This window comes from Pseudonocardia sp. GCM10023141 (assembly GCF_042653605.1).
In genome coordinates this window covers 70,521-86,061 of sequence record NZ_JBHSIR010000067.1, presented here as the reverse complement: position 1 = coordinate 86,061, position 15,541 = coordinate 70,521, and the positions used below count along the sequence as shown (strand labels likewise).

The window sequence follows — 15,541 nt, the reverse complement described above, 5'->3', positions numbered from 1 at the left end:
GCGCTCACCTCACCAGGATCAGGAACACGGCCAGCACCACCAGGGCGGCGGCGGCCTGGGCGTAGTACTGGTGGATCTGCCCGGTCTGCGGGCGCCGCGCCCACCGACCCGACGCCCGCGCCCCGGCGGCGACCGCCCGGACCAGCCCGTCCACGGACGGCTCCACGCGCCGGGCGACCACCTCCGCCAGGCCGCCCGTCGCGGCGGCCACCCCGGTGACCGCGCGGTCCAGGACGAGGTCGTCGAACCGGGCCACGCCGCGGGCCAGCGCGAGCGTCGGACCGACGACGAGCGTGTGCGCGGCCCGCTCGAGCCCCAACCACCCCACGAACGCGCGCGGCACCGGGATCCGCTCGGCGAGCCGCCACGTCACCGCCACCGCGGCGACGGCGAGGACCCCGGACGTTGCGAGCTCCCAGCCCGACGGCGCAGGGTCGACCGCCAACGGCAGTGCGAGCACCCCGACCCCGGCGGCCAGCCCGGCCAACACCACCAACGGGGGCGCCATCGACGCGGCCACCCGCCCCGTCCCCGTCCCCGACCACGCCCCCGTCCCCGTCCCTGTCCCTGTCCACGCTGCGGCGGGGTCCGCGGCGGTGGCGCGCCCCCCGATGACGGGCCCCGGGGCGTCGTTGCGGACGGGGGCGGGCCGCCACACGAACCACACGGCCTTGGCCGCATACATCGCCGACACCACCGCCGCGGCCAGCCCGACCGCGTACAGGGCGGGGCTCCGGGCCAGGGCCGCGGCGAGCACGGTGTCCTTCGCAACCCACAGCGACAGCGGCGGCAACCCGGCCAGGGATGCCGCGCCGATCGTGAACGTCACCCCGACCAGCGGGAACCGGCGCGCCGCTCCGCGCAACCCGTCCAGACGCCGGGTGCCGAGCGCGACCAGCCACGCCCCGGCGGCCAGGAACAGCAGGCTCTTCGTGGCCGCGTGCGCCACCAGCTGCAGCGCCCCGGCGGTCGTGGCGCCCGTGCCGGCGGCCAGCACCATGAACCCGATCTGGGCACAGCTCGACGCGGCGAGTAGCTGCTTGAGATCGGTCTGTGCGACCGCGACAGCCCCGAGCAGCAGCGCCGTCGCCGCACCCACCCACGCCACCACCGGGCCCGCCCACCCGGCCACGGCGAGCAGCGGACCCAGCCGCAGCAGCAGGTACGCCCCAGCGGCGACCATCGTCGCGGAGTGCAGCAGCGCCGAGACTGGGCTCGGGCCTTCCATCGCGCCCGAGAGCCAAAAGCTGAACGGCAACTGCGCCGATTTCCCCAGCGCCGCCACCACGACCCCGGCCGCGACCACGTGCACCCAGGGGCCGCCGGTGCCCGGCAGCTGCGCCAGCGTGAGGGTCCCGACGCCACCGGCGAGCGCAGCCCCGGCGGCCACGTACAACCCGACGTCGGCCAGGCGGGTGGTGAGCAACGCCGTGTGCGCCGCGGACACCGCCGCCGCGCGGCGCCACTGATACCCGATCAACGCCCAGCTCATCGCGCCCATCACCTCCCACGCCATCAGCAGCGGCGCCAGGGTGGTGGCGGTGACGGTCACCAGCATCGCCCCGGCGAAGATCAGCACCAGCCCGACGAACCGCGCCGTGCGCAGGTCGGGCTCGCCCGCGGCGAACACCAGCACCGCCAGCGTCGCCCCGGCCACCGTGATCACCATCAGCGCAGACAGCCCGTCCACGCCCAGCCCGGCCGACATGCCCGCGAACAGCGGTGCGTCGATGACCGGACGGGTGAGCGCGGCGGCCACGGCCAGGGCGAGGGCCGCGCCGGCGAGGAACACCCCGACATCGGCGGCGACCCGGTCGACGCGCCGCCCGCCCGCCGCGAGCAGCCCGCCGCCCAGCAGCGGAGTCATGACCAGCAACCAGAGCGCCATCCCGGGGTCAGCCTTGCAGGTCCGCGGCGTCATCGGTCATGTCGACCTGCCGGGTCCGGTAGAGCACCGTGGCCACGGCGAACCCGGCGGCCATCTCCACCGCCATCGCGGTGATCACCACCACGATCAGGACCTGCCCGTCGGTGCCGGCCGGGGCCAGGTAGTGCCAGAACGCGGCGGTGGCGACGATGACCCCGTTGAGCATCAGCTCCAACCCCATCATGATCATCACGATGGACATCTGGGACAACGCCCCGTACAGGCCGATCGCGAACAACCCGGCCGCGAGCAGCAGGAACCCCTGCAGCGTCACCGCCCCACCCCTCCCGGGATCGGGTCGTCGGCGACGGGCCGGTCCAGGTCGTCGCCGAGCCGGTCGTAGCGACCCCGGTCGGTGGCCAGCACCACGGTCGCGACGATGGTCGCGAACAGCGCGACCCCGAGCGTCATCATGGTCAACATCTGCGGCCCCATCAGCGCCTCCCCCAGCGCGAAGGTCGGGTCCGGGGCCGCGCGAGCGGGACGGACCGGCCAGTCCACCAGCAGGATCCCGGCACCCAGCACCACGAAGGTGCCGATCGCGATGGTCATCGAGCCAGCCTTGTTGTGGTACATCGACATCGGCATCAACCCGGCCGGGTTCATCATGTACATGATCATGAACACGGCCATGATCACCATCTCGATCACCATCATCAGCGCGATCACCACCCCCAGGTAGGACAGCCCGAGCAGCACCACCAACCCGGCCACGGCCAGGAACGAGGCGAGCAGCGCGAAGGTCACCCGTGCCATCGAGTTCAGCCGGAACACCGCGAACCCGAACACCACCGCGGCCACCGCCAGCACCCAGAACACCACCACGGTCACGATCTCCTCCTTCCGCCGGTCATCGGGCGAGCACGACCAGGGCGACGACCAGCGCCTGGGCGATCGTGAGTGGGATGAGCACCAGCCAGGCGAACTCGGTGTAGCGGTCCATCCGCACGGTCGGGAACCGACGGCGCAGCCAGACCAGCAGCGCGAGGATCGCGGTCGTCTTCACCGCGACCCACGCCCACGCCGGCAACAGCGGCCCCGCGCCGCCGCCCAGGAACAGCGGCACCGCCGTCGCCGCTGAGACGACCAGCAGCAGCCACCGGCCCCCGGCGAAGACCAGCCGGTCCACCCCGGACAGCTCGGCCGCGGCCCCGCCGGCCAGGTCGCGGCCGACCGGGGCGTCGAACGGCCCCCAGAACGCCATCGCGACGGTCGAGAGCAGGAACACCACGAACGCGACCGGCATGATCGCGACGAACCACAGGCCGGTCTGGGCGTCGACGATCGAGGTCATCCGCAGGCTGCCCGCGGCGAGCGAGGCAGTGATGATCGCGAACATGTGCGGCAGCTCGTAGGCCAGGCCCTGGGCGACGAACCGGTAACCCCCGACCAGGCCCAGCACGCTGTTGGCGCCCCACCCGACCATCCACACCGACGCCCACGCCAGCACTTCCATGGCGTTGAACCACACGACCCCGACCGACAGGTCCGCGACCGGGCGCTGTCCCAGCGGCAGCACCGCCGCGCCCAGCACCGCGGCGACCGGCAGCACCGCGCCCCCGACCCGCCACAGCACCCGGTCCGCGGCGGGGGTGGTGCGCCGCTGCCCGATCAGCAGCCGGGCGGTCTCCCGCAGCGGGGCCAGCACCGCCGCGCCGCCGGCCGGGCTCCCCGCGGCGCGGGCGGTCAACGTCCCGTCCAGCGCCACCACCGCCCAGGTCATCACCGCCAAAACCGGAGGCAGTACCAGCACCGACCACCCCGGCAGGGCACCCGGCAGGCTCGGGTCAGCCATGCGGAGTCCCCGAGTGCTCGCCGTGCCCGGGGTGATGGCCGGTGTTGGCCTCCGTTGCGGTGGCCGTGCCGCCACCGCCACCGCCACCGCCACCGTCGCCGTCGCCGTCGTCCTGGGTGGCGGCGGTGTCGGTGTCCGGGTCGAGGGCGGCCACGATCAGCCGGACCGCGGCCAGCTCCGCGCCCACCAGCAGCGACGCCCACCCCGACCCGGCGACACCGGGGGCAGGCGGGTGGGCCTCGGCGGGGGCGGCGGCGGCGCCCGGCGGTGGCGCCGCGAGGGACGCGGTGACCGCTTGCATGCGTTGCTGCAGACGGGCCAGGACGTCCAGGGCGCCCCCCGGGACGGCGCGGGTCAGCCAGCGCAGGGTGCGCGAGCGTCGAACCTGCCGCCCGAGCTGGGCGGTGCGGGCCATCAGCTGCTCGGCGGGGGTTCCGGCAAGCAGCTCGTCACGCAGCCGCCGGGTCCGCGCCGCGACGTCGTCCCAGCCGGTCACGGCGAACAACCGGCCCAGCGAGTCCAGCTCCCGTGCCGCCGGATGTACCCCGTCCCAGAACGACGCACCAGTACCCGGGTCCAGGACCTCGACCCGAGCCTGCTGGACCACGTCGCCCTGCAGCACCACATGCACCACCAAACCGGCGGGCCAGTCCGGCAGCGCCGGACCGAGCCCGACGTGCAGTTGATCGAGCGTGAGCCCGTCGCGGTCGGCACCCAGATCGGCCATCGGCAGGCCACCGGGCATGTCCATCCCGGCGCCGTGGTGCCCCGCGTGATGGCCACCTTCGTGCCCCGGCTCTCCGCCGTCGCCGGGGTCCACGGATTCGCCGTGCTCGGCGAGGGCACCGTTCGGGTCGTCGGCGTCGACCGGGGGATCCGACATCGGCATCAGGTTATGGGCGGGATCGTGGCCCGTCGCGGTGCGGTGAGCGTGGTCGCGACGTTCGGCCCCTCCCCGGTGGTGGCCGTCCGCGGCGGCCGCGAGGTGGTGTGCGGCCGGGGAAGGCGCCGCCGAGGCAGATGGGGTGGGGTGGAGCGCGGGCGGTCGCTGCTGTGAGGCATCAGCCAGGGCCGCCGCGGCGCGATCGAGTTCGGCGGCCGCGGTCGGCGATGTCCGGACATCGGCGCGGGCGCGGGGAGCGGGAACTTGTCGCCACACCGCGTCCACGACCTCGGCCAGCCGCGGCCCTGGTGTTCCCGCCACAATCAGCAGGTCAGTGTCGGCCGGGCTGCCGGCCCTCGGCCAGCCGCGGCGTACGAGCTCGGCCTCGACCGCCAACCGGGCCGCGGTCCCGCCCACCGCGGGCACCACGAACACGTGCGGGCGGACCGCGGTGAACCGCAACAGCCGCGCGGTCAAGTCCACCGCAACGCTCCCTCCCGCCAGGCGTAGAGCACCCCGGCGAGCAGAATGGCGAGGAACCCGAACATCTCGATCACCGCCGAGGCCCCGACCCGGGACACGACCAGCGTCCACGGGTACATGAACAGCATCTCCATGTCGAAGGCCAGGAACACCAGGGTCACCGGGTACCACCGCACGTGGAACCGGGAGTACGCATGCTCGACCGGCGCCAGGCCACCGCTGAAGGGCGCCACCTCCACCACCAGCGGCGCAACACCGACCACGCGTGACAGGCCGTAGCACAACCCCACTACGCCCACCGCGACGCCGAGCAAAGCCAGAACCGGCACGAACTCAGCCATACCCCTCCCATACCCGTACCTGGTGTAGGCATACTGGCCGCTCGGGGCCCGGGCTGTCCACCGCCGCGCCGGCCCCGGGCGAGGACGAGGAGGAAGACCCGACGGTGAGTAAAACGATTGTGCGGAGCAGCGGAACGAGCACCGGACGGGTCACCACGAGCGGTGCAGCAGCTCACCACTGTCCAGGGTTGACCGCGACCGGGGAACGAGGCGTGCATGCCTGACCTCGTGAGCGCTGTCAGCGCTGCGTGGGCAGCAGGGTGTAGCAGCGTGTCGGACGGCGCCGTGCGGGATCGCGGCGCGACCGGCGACGAAACGCGCACCCCAGCGGTGTGCCGCGTGCTGGTGGTCGGCGCCACACCGTTGTGTACGTGGCTGCGCGACCAACTCGAACACGACGGCCACGACGTGCGGGCCGTGCCGCGCGCCGAGGACCTGCACGTCACTGAGCCCCACGGCCCTGACGCTGCTGCCGCTGCCGTCGTCGACCTGCCGACCCGACCCGACCCGGATCGGCTTGCCGGGATCGACGTCGTCATTGTGGCCGACAGCGCCGCGGGAATCCGGCTATGTCGGCTGCTGCGCCGGAACGTCCAGACGGTCCCGATCCTGTTGGTCGGTTCCGGTGCGACCGGTCGGGATCGCGCCGCAGGCCTGGACGCGGGCGCGGATGACTACCTCACCGAACCGATCGACACCGACGAGCTCCGCGCCCGCGTCCAGGGCCTCCAGGTCCTCGCCCGACGCCGACACCGCCCGCGACACGAGTGAAAGCCACGCGGGGGCCAGTCTGCGTGACGAGCCGACGGACCCACCGCGGCCGAGAAGCCGACCCGGTGATTCCAACGCTGCGACGCGACCAGCGGCTGCTCCGCCCGCTCCGCCTCTGCACTGGAGCGTGGTCAGGATCGCGGAGATGTCGTTGTCGTAGCCGGCCCGGCCGGGAAGGCGCTCGTCTAATGGGCACGCCAGTGGTCGTACACGTTGAGCAAGAACGCGTGCAGCGGCCAGAACAGCGGGTCCGACGGCGAGGTGGCCGGGAACGGTAGTTGTCCGCCCGCCGCGTTGTGCACGCGGTTGTGGTAGTCGACCATCTCGGCGTTGACGGCGGTGTAGTTCGGGATGGCAGCGATGGCGCCGGGGCGCAGGGCGTCGGGCAGCGGGAGGTTGGGGGCGGTGTTGCCCTTGTCGAGCTCGACCGGGATGGCCGTCGCGGGGTCCCAGAAGGGCAACGGAACCATGTCGGCGGCTCCGTTGACGACGAGCCAGTTCTCCAGCTTGCCGACGAACACGGCATGCCAGGCCAAGAAACCCGTGTCGTGAATCATCAGGCCCGGGTTGTTCTGAGCGGCGAGGTGCTCGCCGACCGGGTCTTGCGTGGTGATGTAGGTGTCCAGGAGCTGGCGCAGCCGCGTGCGGTCCGCCGCGGTCAAATCCGCGGCGGAGCGGCTGTGTGCACTGGCATGCAGGACCGGGGTGTGTGGCATCATCTCGCCCTTCTGACGGTCGGGATCACCGGTCTCACGGGGAACCGATACCGAGGTGCCGGGACTCGTGTCGGTGATCGGGCATACGTTCAGAGCGCGACACTGCCTGCGCTGATACGCCGCCACCACCTACGCCTGCGTCTGGTGACCAGGTGCTCGAAGCGGGCGTACATCTCCTCACGCCGCGCAGGCCGCGGCGAAGTCTTTCGCCGACCAGCTCACCCGAGCATCGATGTCGGCCTGATCTCGTTTGCCGGGACTGCCGGGACTGCCGGGACTGCCGGGGTGCTGGTGCCCCGCGCCCCGATCGGGACGCTGTCAAAAACATGCGATCGACCGGCCGCAGTTGGCAGAGTCAACCGCGCAAGGGGGAGGCCGATCTTCGCCGCGCTGCAGACGGTCGGCCCGTTCTCCCGGTCCGTCGCCGCGACCAGCGGCGCGGATGCGGGGCACGACGACGCCGACCGTCGGTCGCGGCCCGATCGACGTCCCGGGTTGACTCCACTCAAGCCCCGAGTGGGGCCGGTTCAGCATGCGTCGCCCGTTCGGCGGGGGTCTTCTCCCGCAGGATGTTGATCAGCGGGATGAGGACGACGGCCCCCTCGAGTACCACCGCGATGAGGTAGGCCAGCGCGACACCGTTGATGCCCAACGGTCCGACCAGCAGCAACGCCAGCCCGATCGTGATGAGCGCCGAGGACAGCTGGATAGCGACGACGCGGCCCATCTGCTGCCGGACCCGGGCGGTGGTGCTGTAGAGCGCTGTGATGACGAGGAACGGGATGGCACACGCGAGGATCCGCAGCACCGTGGACCCCTCGGCGGCGTAGGCGCCGCCGAGGAACGTGAGCAGCCACGGCGCCCCGATCAGCATGAACGGCACGCCGAGCCCGACGATGAGCAGGTTGAGCCGGATGGTGCGCCGCAACAGCGCGGCCGCCCGGGGGCCGTCGTTGGAGGCCTCGACCATGTAGGACGAGCTGATGTTCCACAGCAGCATGTTGAACGCCTCGCTGAGCATCCACGGCAGCGTGTAGAAGGCGTTGGAGGCGGTTCCCAGCTGCGCGACGATGATCAGAGGCAGGGCCATCGGCACGGCCACCGTCATGATCCCGGTGGCGTACTCGCCGACGAAGATGATGCCGAGCGCGCGACGGCCGGGGAGCTGCGCGGCACCCGGCTCGGGCGGGGGCCGGCGCGGCAGCACCCGGAACACCACGATGGAGCTGACCACGATCACCGCCAGCGCCGCGGGCACCACCCACGACAGCACGATCCCCCCGACGGGGAACAGCGCAATGAAAACCACCAGCAGGCCCAGCTTCACGAGCGCGAAGATCAGCTGCTCGAGCGGCACCCAGGTGGACGCCCTCAGCCCGATGAGCACCCAGTCCTGCAGCACGAACAGCGACAGAACCATCGTGAAGACGGGGAACAGGAACCGCTCGAGGTCGGAGACGAACAGGGTGCTGTGGAAGAACAGCACGAACCCCGCGCCGAGCAGCACCGCCACCCCGGACGCCGCGGCGTAGCCGCCGAGCACCAGCTTGGCCGATCGCCCGCCGGCGCCGGGCAGGAACCGGCTGATCAGGAGCCCGACGTTCTGGCTGGCCAGCGCACTGAGCAGGGTGGCGGTGGTGATGATCGCCGACGAGCGGCCGACCTCCGACGGGGGGACTCGGGTGGCGACGGCCCAGAACACGAGGCCCACCAGCGCCGTGATCACCGAGGCGACCATCAGCGACAGCGCGCTGAGCTCCAGACCACGGCCGAGACGGAACCGTCCCCACCGCTGTCTGCGCGTCTCGGCCACGTTTGCAGGGTACTGACGGATGCTCTGTGCCCACCGCACCCCGTGCCGCTGCATGGGAATCGGCACCGTGACGGGACCTCTGTGTACACCGTCTCTGCCGACTCCACCGCGACCATCGCCGGGAGCTCACCGGTCCCGGGGCGCCGGGCGACCTTTCCACTGCAGCCTCCGCCGCCTCGGCGGGGTTGTCAGCAGGAGTACTGCACGCCATCAGCGACGACCACGATGTCTCGGTCACCGGCCATGCCAGGCCGGGGATCGCGCAAACCGGCGTCGCTGCGGCACCGGCTGCTGGCCCGCCTCGCTGCCGCGACCCAGATCCTCAGCCGACGCGCTGCCTCGGCCTCCCATGCCCGTGCCCGCACCGGCACCATTCGCGCCCAGCTAATCCACACCCCGGCATGGACCAGTGTGACCTTCGACCCCCGTACGGACGGGCTGTCAGCAATCTTGTCTGAACGATGGAGCAGTTCGCCTGACGGCCAGATCGGCCAAAGCAGGGCTGATCGGACGATCATCAGGGCACCAGAGATTTCCTATAGGACACAGCGCAAAAGCACGAGTGCCTAGCAGTCCGTTTCCGGAAGCTCAATCTGTGGTTACGCTTCGCGGATAGCGTCGAAGAGCAGCGTGTATGGGGCGGACTTCGACAGGCAGTGACGCGCTCCGGCACGGAGCGCCCGTTCGGCGAGACTGCAGCGAGGGGACGCGGTCAAGATGATGATCACGATCTCCGGATGGTCGCTCAGGATCTGACTGGTCGCGTCTGCCCCGTTCATGACCGGCATCTGAAGATCCATGACTATGACGTCGAGCATCACTCGGTCCGCGGTCTCGACCGCATCACGGCCGTCAATGCACTGCGCGACGACGTCGAACTCGTCCTCAAGCTCCAGTAGCCGTGCCAATGACTCCCGAAGGAAAGGGTGGTCGTCGACGATCATGATGCGCTTCACTATCGAAGTCCGTTCATGCCGTGGGACCCCTCGCTAGTTTTCCCGCCCCCGCGGACCGTACGGCGATGTCCTCGGATGTCCTATGGATCATAGTAGAACGCCCGCAGCCTGACCATCGAGGGTTGCTTCTGGACCACGCTGCTCGCCCAGGCGCCGGCCAGGCCGAGCATGCCTCGGCCCGGAAGGATTCCGATTGAGTGCTGGTGGGCATGGGCCTCCGCGGCCGCCGACGGCGCCACCAGCATCTTCGACGTCGCGATGCTGGCTGATCAGACCGCGAAGTTCGGCCTGCGTTCCGCGTAATTCGGCTCGCCTGGAGGTCCTGGCCGGGTGACGTCCGAGGTCAGGGCGGTGCGGGCTGCTCCTGAACCGAGAATCGCCTAGAGACACGCCTCTGACGGATACCTGCTGTTAGCGGGCAGTTTCAGGGTGTAGGTTCTAGAGCGATGTATGTGAAGACAACGGCGCGGAAGACGAAGAGCGGCCCGGTGCGCTACCTGCACCTTGCCCACAACCAGTGGGACCCGGTCGCCGGCCGGTCGGTCCCGAAGATCCTCTACGGGTTCGGTCGTGAGGACCAGCTCGACCGGGACGCGGTCAAGCGGCTGGTCGGGTCCCTGGCCCGACTGCTGGATCCGGCCGATGCGCTGGCCGCGACGGCGGGCGCGGATCTGGAGTTCCTGGAGTCACGCCCGTTGGGTGGCACGTTCACCCTCGACGCGCTGTGGAAACGCCTGGGCATCGACGCCGTGCTCAAGGGTCTGGACGCGACACCGCGCAGGGGCCGACCCCGCGGGGTCGAGGTGACCGAGCGGGTGCTGTTCGGGCTGGTCGCGAACCGGGCGCTCGCGCCGTCGTCGAAGCTGGCCGCCGCGGACTGGATCAACCACGACGTACACATCGACGGCCTGCCCGAGACCTCCGACGATGCCTGCTACCGGGCGATGGACTGGCTCAACGACGTCCGCGAACGCCTGGAGGCCGGGGTGTTTCACCAGGTCGCGAACCTGCTCAACCTCGAGGTCGACCTGCTGTTCTTCGACACCACCTCCACCTACTTCGAGCTGGAGGACCCCGACCCCCCGGTGGATCGCGACGAGCACGGCCACGTGCTGCCCACGGACGGCCCCGAGAACGACGCCCACGGCGACGGGAGCGGCGGGGCGAGCGAGGCGGCGAACAGTGTCGGGTTCCGGACCTACGGCAAGTCGAAGGACTCCCGCGACGACCTACCCCAGATCGTGATCGGGATGGCCGTGACCCGCGACGGGATCCCGGTGCGGGTGTGGTGCTGGCCGGGCAACACGAACGACTCCAAGCTGATCCGCCAGGTGAAAGACGACATGCGGGACTGGACCCTGTCGAAGATCGTGTGGGTCGCCGACCGCGGGTTCTCCCCCGATGCCAACCGCCGCTACCTGCGCCAAGGCGATCACGCCTACATCATCGGGGAGAAGCTCCGCTCGGACTCGGTGGAGATCAAGGCCGCCCTGTCGCGGCAAGGCCGCTACACCGACATCGCGGAGAACATGCGCGTCAAGGAGGTGAAGGTCTCCGAGACCGAGCGGTTCGTGATCTGCCACAACCCCGACGCCGCCGAGCGCGACGCGCACATCCGCGCCCAACTCGTCGCCCAGCTCGAGGAGTTGATCGCCGGGTCAGACACGCTCCCGATCATGAAACGCGGTGAGCTGCGCGGGCTGATCTCGACCAAGCCCGGTCTGAACCGGTACCTGCGGGTGACTCCCGGCGGGCTGCTGCGCATCGACAAGGCGAGGATGAAGACCGAGGCCAACCTGGACGGGAAGTACCTGCTGCGCTGCTCGGACCCGCACCTGCCGGCCGCCGACATCGCGCTGGGCTACAAGCAGCTCCTTGAAGTCGAACGCGGCTGGCGCGACATGAAGCAGATCCTGGACCTGCGCCCGGTCTATCACCGCCTCGAGGAACGCATCCGCGCCCACGTCGTGCTGTGCTGGCTCGCGCTGCTGCTCATCCGCATCATCGAGACCAGCACCGACGACACCTGGCACAACGTGCGTCGTCACCTCGACCGGCTCCACGCCGGGACCTTCACCGGCCCCACCGGGGTGTTCCGGCAACGCACCGAGCTGTCCAAGCCCCAACGAGACCTGCTCGCCAGGCTCGACATCCCGGCCCCGAAGCAGATCATCGAACTCGCCCCCGCAAGCCGCTGACCAGCGGCAACACCACCACCTAGAGACACGCCCCACCGGGGCGCCGCTACGCGTTTCCCCAGGTCAACCCAAGATCATGACCTCTAGTCCATCTGAATTACGCGGAACGCAGGTTCGGGCCGGTAGCGTCGGAGTCCGGGATTTGGTCGCTGCTCGACCGAACCACGGTCTACGGGCCGTCAACCGGCACTCGTTTCGAGAGGCCAGCGGGTCGAGGCAGGCAGCCCAGGTTGGTGATAGCCGAGCTCGGTGATCGCGGCATCTCCACCGGGCCATACCTGCACTTCGAGGTCATCGACGGCCCCGGGTGCAGGCTCGACCCGCTGACCTGGCTGGACGCCACGACGCCGGCTACGGCTGTTGCACCCCTCCGTCCGACCTCACGCCAGTCGGAGTGCCCAGATGTCGCAGCCGTCAGTAGCAGCCGACCGGAGATGCCTGGCGTTGCTCAACAGCCACAGTGCCAATGGACCGTCAACCGGGACCAGGGCCGGTTCGGAGACCACGAGGTACTTCGCGCCCTGCTGCGTGTAGGCCTGCACAGTCCCGGGTTGGTGCTGGTCGGCGGCCAGGCTCCAGCCCTTCCGGTCGCTGAGGTAGAAGATGGTGGGGTCCTGGAAGTTGTTGGGCAGCCCGCGATCGGTGGACAGGCTCGTTGTGCTGATCACCGCCAGGTCGGACGGCGCCGAGACCTGTGTCAGCAACTCAGAACACCTCCCGGCGACGCCGCTTCGGTCGAGGAACGACTGGGCGAAGACGTTCGCGCTTGAGGCGAACAAGGCGAGCGCCACGACCGCGGCCAGACCGGCACGGAGCTTCACGGAGGACCGGCCGCGTAGCCACTGAGCTGCGCCGGCGAGTCCGATGCCGGTGAGGATCGCCGCGACCGGCAGCGAGAAGATGTGGTACTGCGGTCCCTCCTCCTCGCTGTAGCGGGCCACGGCGGCGTAGAAGACGACGAGGGCGGGGATTGCTGCGGCGAGGATGGCGGGCCCCCGTCGGCGCCACGCCAGCCAGGCCCCGAGCAGGGCGAGGGGTACGCCGGTCACCCCGAATATCAGCAGGGTCTCGATGGTCAGGTTCCCGGTGTAGAACAGTTTCGACGTCCAGTAGCTGATGTTGCCGAACTTGCTGTCGCCGCCGGAGGCCAGGCCGAACGTGTTGCCGTAGGTCAGGTACAGATTCCGCGCGTGCCACAGCCACAGGGCAGGGAGAAGCAACGCCGCCACCCCGGCCGCGTAGAGCGAGGGTCGGCGCAGCCGGTCCCGCGCGGAGATCAGCAGCCAGATCAGTAGAATGAGGAACACGTGCAGCGAGGTGGGCTTGGCCAGCGCCGCCACCGACGCCGCAGCGGCCGCGGACGCCAACCATATCGGACGGTCCTCGACCAGCCACCGCTGAAAAGACAGCAGCGTGAGCAGGTAGAAAGATAGCACCGTCGCGTCGGGCATGAACGCGTTGCCCCAGGTCATCAAGGCCGGGGATGCCGCGAACGCGATCAACGCCCAGCGGGATGCGTCCGCGGGCAGTACTCGCCGGGCCAGTCCCCAGAACGCGGCCGTGCCGAGGAGCATGAACGCCACCGACACCAGGCGACCGACCCAGGCGTGCTCCCCGAACACGAAGTACAGCGCCGCGGAGATCCACGGCAGGATCTGCAGCTCGGCCTCGACGTAGCCGGGACCGGCCCCGCCCCAGTCGATCTGTGGGTAGAACAGGTTCATCCCGCCCACGAAGAAGTTGTGGGCGATGCTGGCCGTGTCGGCGGGACGCCAGATGTCACCCAGCCACGGCATCGGCAACACGGCACGCACCGCCGACAGCGCCGTCACGATGCCGACCACGCCGAGGATCCAACGCCCCGGCGCGTTTCCTCTCAACGCCGGCAACGAGACCGTTGAGTCGGCGGTATGCGTCGCTCGGTGGCGGTCGGGGACAGCGGCGGGGGCCCTCACCGTCGTGCTCCCGTGCCGCCTCGCCGGGCCGGCTCGAGACCTGAGGCCGTGCGCAACCCCGACCGTCCGGTGTCGACGGGGAGGTAGGCGACCCCCGCGACCGTTGCGGACGGATGGGATTCGGTGTCGATCCGAGGACGCGTAGCCGCTCGACGGCAACGGAACGGGGTCGGCATGTACTGACCTTTCGACGAGATGGGGGACTCCGAGATGGCCAAAGCCTGCATGGTCACCCGGGAGAGGTCGGTGGGTGTCGTGACCCGAGCAGTGATCGCGTCCGAGTCAGCGCGCGGCGTGGCAGCGCGCGGGCGATCCGTCGTGGGGGGCTGACCAGCGTGGCCCAGTCCCATACTGTGCGCCGCGCCCGGGCGAGGCCGTAGTCGTCCACCCTCCGGTAGGCGATGAGGCCTCCGCCCAGATGAGTGATCGGACAGAAGCCGGCACGGAGCAGATCGTGACGTGCCCGCAGGTCGTCGTCATGGAGGTGCCACGCCGTTTCCGGGGCGGGCGACCGAATGTCGAAGTTGGCGATCAGGATCCCGTCCCGGCTGAGCGCACCGCGCAGCTCGCACGCCGTTCGGTGCACATCGGGCACGTGCGCCAGAGTGTCGATCGCCGTGATGGCGTCATAGGCGCCGGCGGGCAACGCCTGCCTGTGGAGATCGAGGTAGTCGGCTACCTGGTCTCGTCGCTCAAGCCGGAACCGGGCGAACTCGAGCAGGGTGGAGGACAGATCGGCCAACGTGCTGACCCATCCGTTGGCCACGAACAGTTGACTGGTCGCACCCACACCGGCCCCGAAGTCGAGGTGCCGACGGCCGGCGGCGTTCGCCTGCAGGAATCGCAACGCCATGACGCTCGACGGCTCGGCAAACATCTCGGCCTGCAGGTACGCCCACCACAGCAGGTCGTAACTCCATGATTGCATCGTGCGATAGAAGGCCACCCTCCCGGCGTCGTCGTCGGCGTTGGCCGCCTCCCACTCCTGGACGCTGCGCTCCTCCCATGTGAGACAGCGAAGTCTCGCTTCCTCGGGGGTGATGCCGTGATACGTCGCAAGATCGTCGAGTACCGACTCGCGCAGGTCGCGGCCCGGGATCCGGAGGTTCTCCCGGAACGCCGACATCTCCGGACTCGCGAACGCCGTCGCATAGGCGGCCCCCCATGACGCCGGATCCACGGGGAGCTGATCGGCCGGGTCCACATGACGGCCCTGGGCCGCCTGGGGCAGCCGGGCCTCCACGGCGCCACGCAGCAATTTCACCGCTCGCTTGGCGGGGGGCATGAACGTCACCAAGGACTCCTCTCGTCACCGCGCTGATGGCGGCGGTTCTTACGACCGCGGCTCGATCCGTACCGGCGGTGACGACGTTGCTCGTGTCGAAGACCGTGACCGGACTACTATGAGCGATAGTAGTTATCGGGTGTCGGGCTGCGCAGCACCGGGGGCCTGACCGGATGTCGATGAACCGGCAGCTGCTCTCCCAGTGGGTAGGGGCAGTGGGCCTCTGAGCCGGTATTCAGAGGGCACCCCCTACGGTTCCGCTCGTGCCGCGCGTCGCCACCGTCCCAGTCGACCGTGCACGGGGAGCACCTCGACTCGTCGGCTCGGCCGCACGGGACACAACGGCACTCGTGGGATTGCCCAGCCCCTACAAGGAGGGCTCAGTGGCTGCGCGGGGGCGTGCCCACGGTCGACCGCA

13 protein-coding genes are annotated in these 15,541 nt (G+C 70.3%); 2 read left to right on the top strand and 11 right to left on the bottom strand.

Going from position 1 to position 15,541, the window contains the following annotated elements; genetic code table 11:
* Positions 1–4: 4 nt before the first annotated feature.
* The 6 genes from ACFPFQ_RS38230 to ACFPFQ_RS38205 are packed head-to-tail and all read right to left on the bottom strand — an operon-like array spanning position 5 to position 5,429.
* Complete coding sequence (locus ACFPFQ_RS38230) at positions 5–1,888, bottom strand: proton-conducting transporter membrane subunit (protein WP_379627868.1); 1,884 nt, start codon at positions 1,886–1,888, stop codon at positions 5–7.
* A 7-nt stretch (positions 1,889–1,895) separates the two neighbouring features.
* Positions 1,896–2,201 carry an NADH-quinone oxidoreductase subunit NuoK gene (gene nuoK, locus ACFPFQ_RS38225; protein WP_379627866.1) on the bottom strand — a complete coding sequence of 102 codons (306 nt, stop codon included), beginning with the start codon at positions 2,199–2,201 and terminating at the stop codon, positions 1,896–1,898.
* Positions 2,198–2,761, bottom strand: a complete 564-nt coding sequence (locus ACFPFQ_RS38220; protein ID WP_379628275.1) for an NADH-quinone oxidoreductase subunit J — start codon at positions 2,759–2,761, stop codon at positions 2,198–2,200. Before ACFPFQ_RS38220 ends, nuoK begins: the two co-directional genes overlap by 4 nt.
* A gap of 16 nt (positions 2,762–2,777) precedes the next feature.
* The gene (locus ACFPFQ_RS38215) at positions 2,778–3,722 is read right to left on the bottom strand and encodes a complex I subunit 1 family protein (protein WP_379627864.1); all 945 of its coding nucleotides are present in this window, start codon (positions 3,720–3,722) and stop codon (positions 2,778–2,780) included.
* Positions 3,715–5,088: a hypothetical protein gene (locus tag ACFPFQ_RS38210; RefSeq protein WP_379627862.1), complete on the bottom strand. Its 1,374-nt coding sequence runs from the start codon at positions 5,086–5,088 to the stop codon at positions 3,715–3,717. The genes ACFPFQ_RS38215 and ACFPFQ_RS38210 overlap by 8 nt, the downstream gene beginning before the upstream one ends.
* Positions 5,079–5,429: an NADH-quinone oxidoreductase subunit A gene (locus tag ACFPFQ_RS38205; protein WP_379627860.1), complete on the bottom strand. Its 351-nt coding sequence runs from the start codon at positions 5,427–5,429 to the stop codon at positions 5,079–5,081. Before ACFPFQ_RS38205 ends, ACFPFQ_RS38210 begins: the two co-directional genes overlap by 10 nt.
* A 270-nt stretch (positions 5,430–5,699) precedes the next feature.
* Between ACFPFQ_RS38205 and ACFPFQ_RS38200 the strand changes: the two genes are divergently transcribed.
* On the top strand, positions 5,700–6,200 hold the full coding sequence (locus ACFPFQ_RS38200; protein ID WP_379627858.1) for a response regulator: 501 nt from the start codon (positions 5,700–5,702) through the stop codon (positions 6,198–6,200).
* Between the two features lie 185 nt (positions 6,201–6,385).
* On the opposite strand, the gene ACFPFQ_RS38195 is transcribed toward ACFPFQ_RS38200, so the two are convergent.
* The 3 genes from ACFPFQ_RS38195 to ACFPFQ_RS38185 form a co-directional block, all read right to left on the bottom strand.
* Entirely contained in the window at positions 6,386–7,045 is a 660-nt protein-coding gene (locus ACFPFQ_RS38195) for a tyrosinase family protein (protein WP_379627856.1), read from the bottom strand.
* Between the two features lie 376 nt (positions 7,046–7,421).
* Entirely contained in the window at positions 7,422–8,729 is a 1,308-nt protein-coding gene (locus ACFPFQ_RS38190) for a lipopolysaccharide biosynthesis protein (protein ID WP_379627854.1), read from the bottom strand.
* Between the two features lie 599 nt (positions 8,730–9,328).
* Entirely contained in the window at positions 9,329–9,673 is a 345-nt protein-coding gene (locus ACFPFQ_RS38185) for a response regulator (protein WP_379627852.1), read from the bottom strand.
* 458 nt (positions 9,674–10,131) lie between these two features.
* On the opposite strand from ACFPFQ_RS38185, the gene ACFPFQ_RS38180 reads away from it, so the two are divergent.
* Positions 10,132–11,883: an IS1634 family transposase gene (locus tag ACFPFQ_RS38180; RefSeq protein WP_379627851.1), complete on the top strand. Its 1,752-nt coding sequence runs from the start codon at positions 10,132–10,134 to the stop codon at positions 11,881–11,883.
* 380 nt (positions 11,884–12,263) lie between these two features.
* Here the strand turns inward: ACFPFQ_RS38180 and ACFPFQ_RS38175 are convergent, their stop codons facing one another.
* Together ACFPFQ_RS38175 and ACFPFQ_RS38170 are read right to left on the bottom strand one after the other, a co-directional pair.
* Positions 12,264–13,727 (bottom strand): ArnT family glycosyltransferase, encoded by a 1,464-nt coding sequence (locus tag ACFPFQ_RS38175; RefSeq protein WP_379627849.1) that lies wholly within the window; start codon positions 13,725–13,727, stop codon positions 12,264–12,266.
* 340 nt (positions 13,728–14,067) lie between these two features.
* Positions 14,068–15,123 (bottom strand): class I SAM-dependent methyltransferase, encoded by a 1,056-nt coding sequence (locus ACFPFQ_RS38170; protein ID WP_379628273.1) that lies wholly within the window; start codon positions 15,121–15,123, stop codon positions 14,068–14,070.
* Between the last annotated feature and the right edge of the window lie 418 nt (positions 15,124–15,541).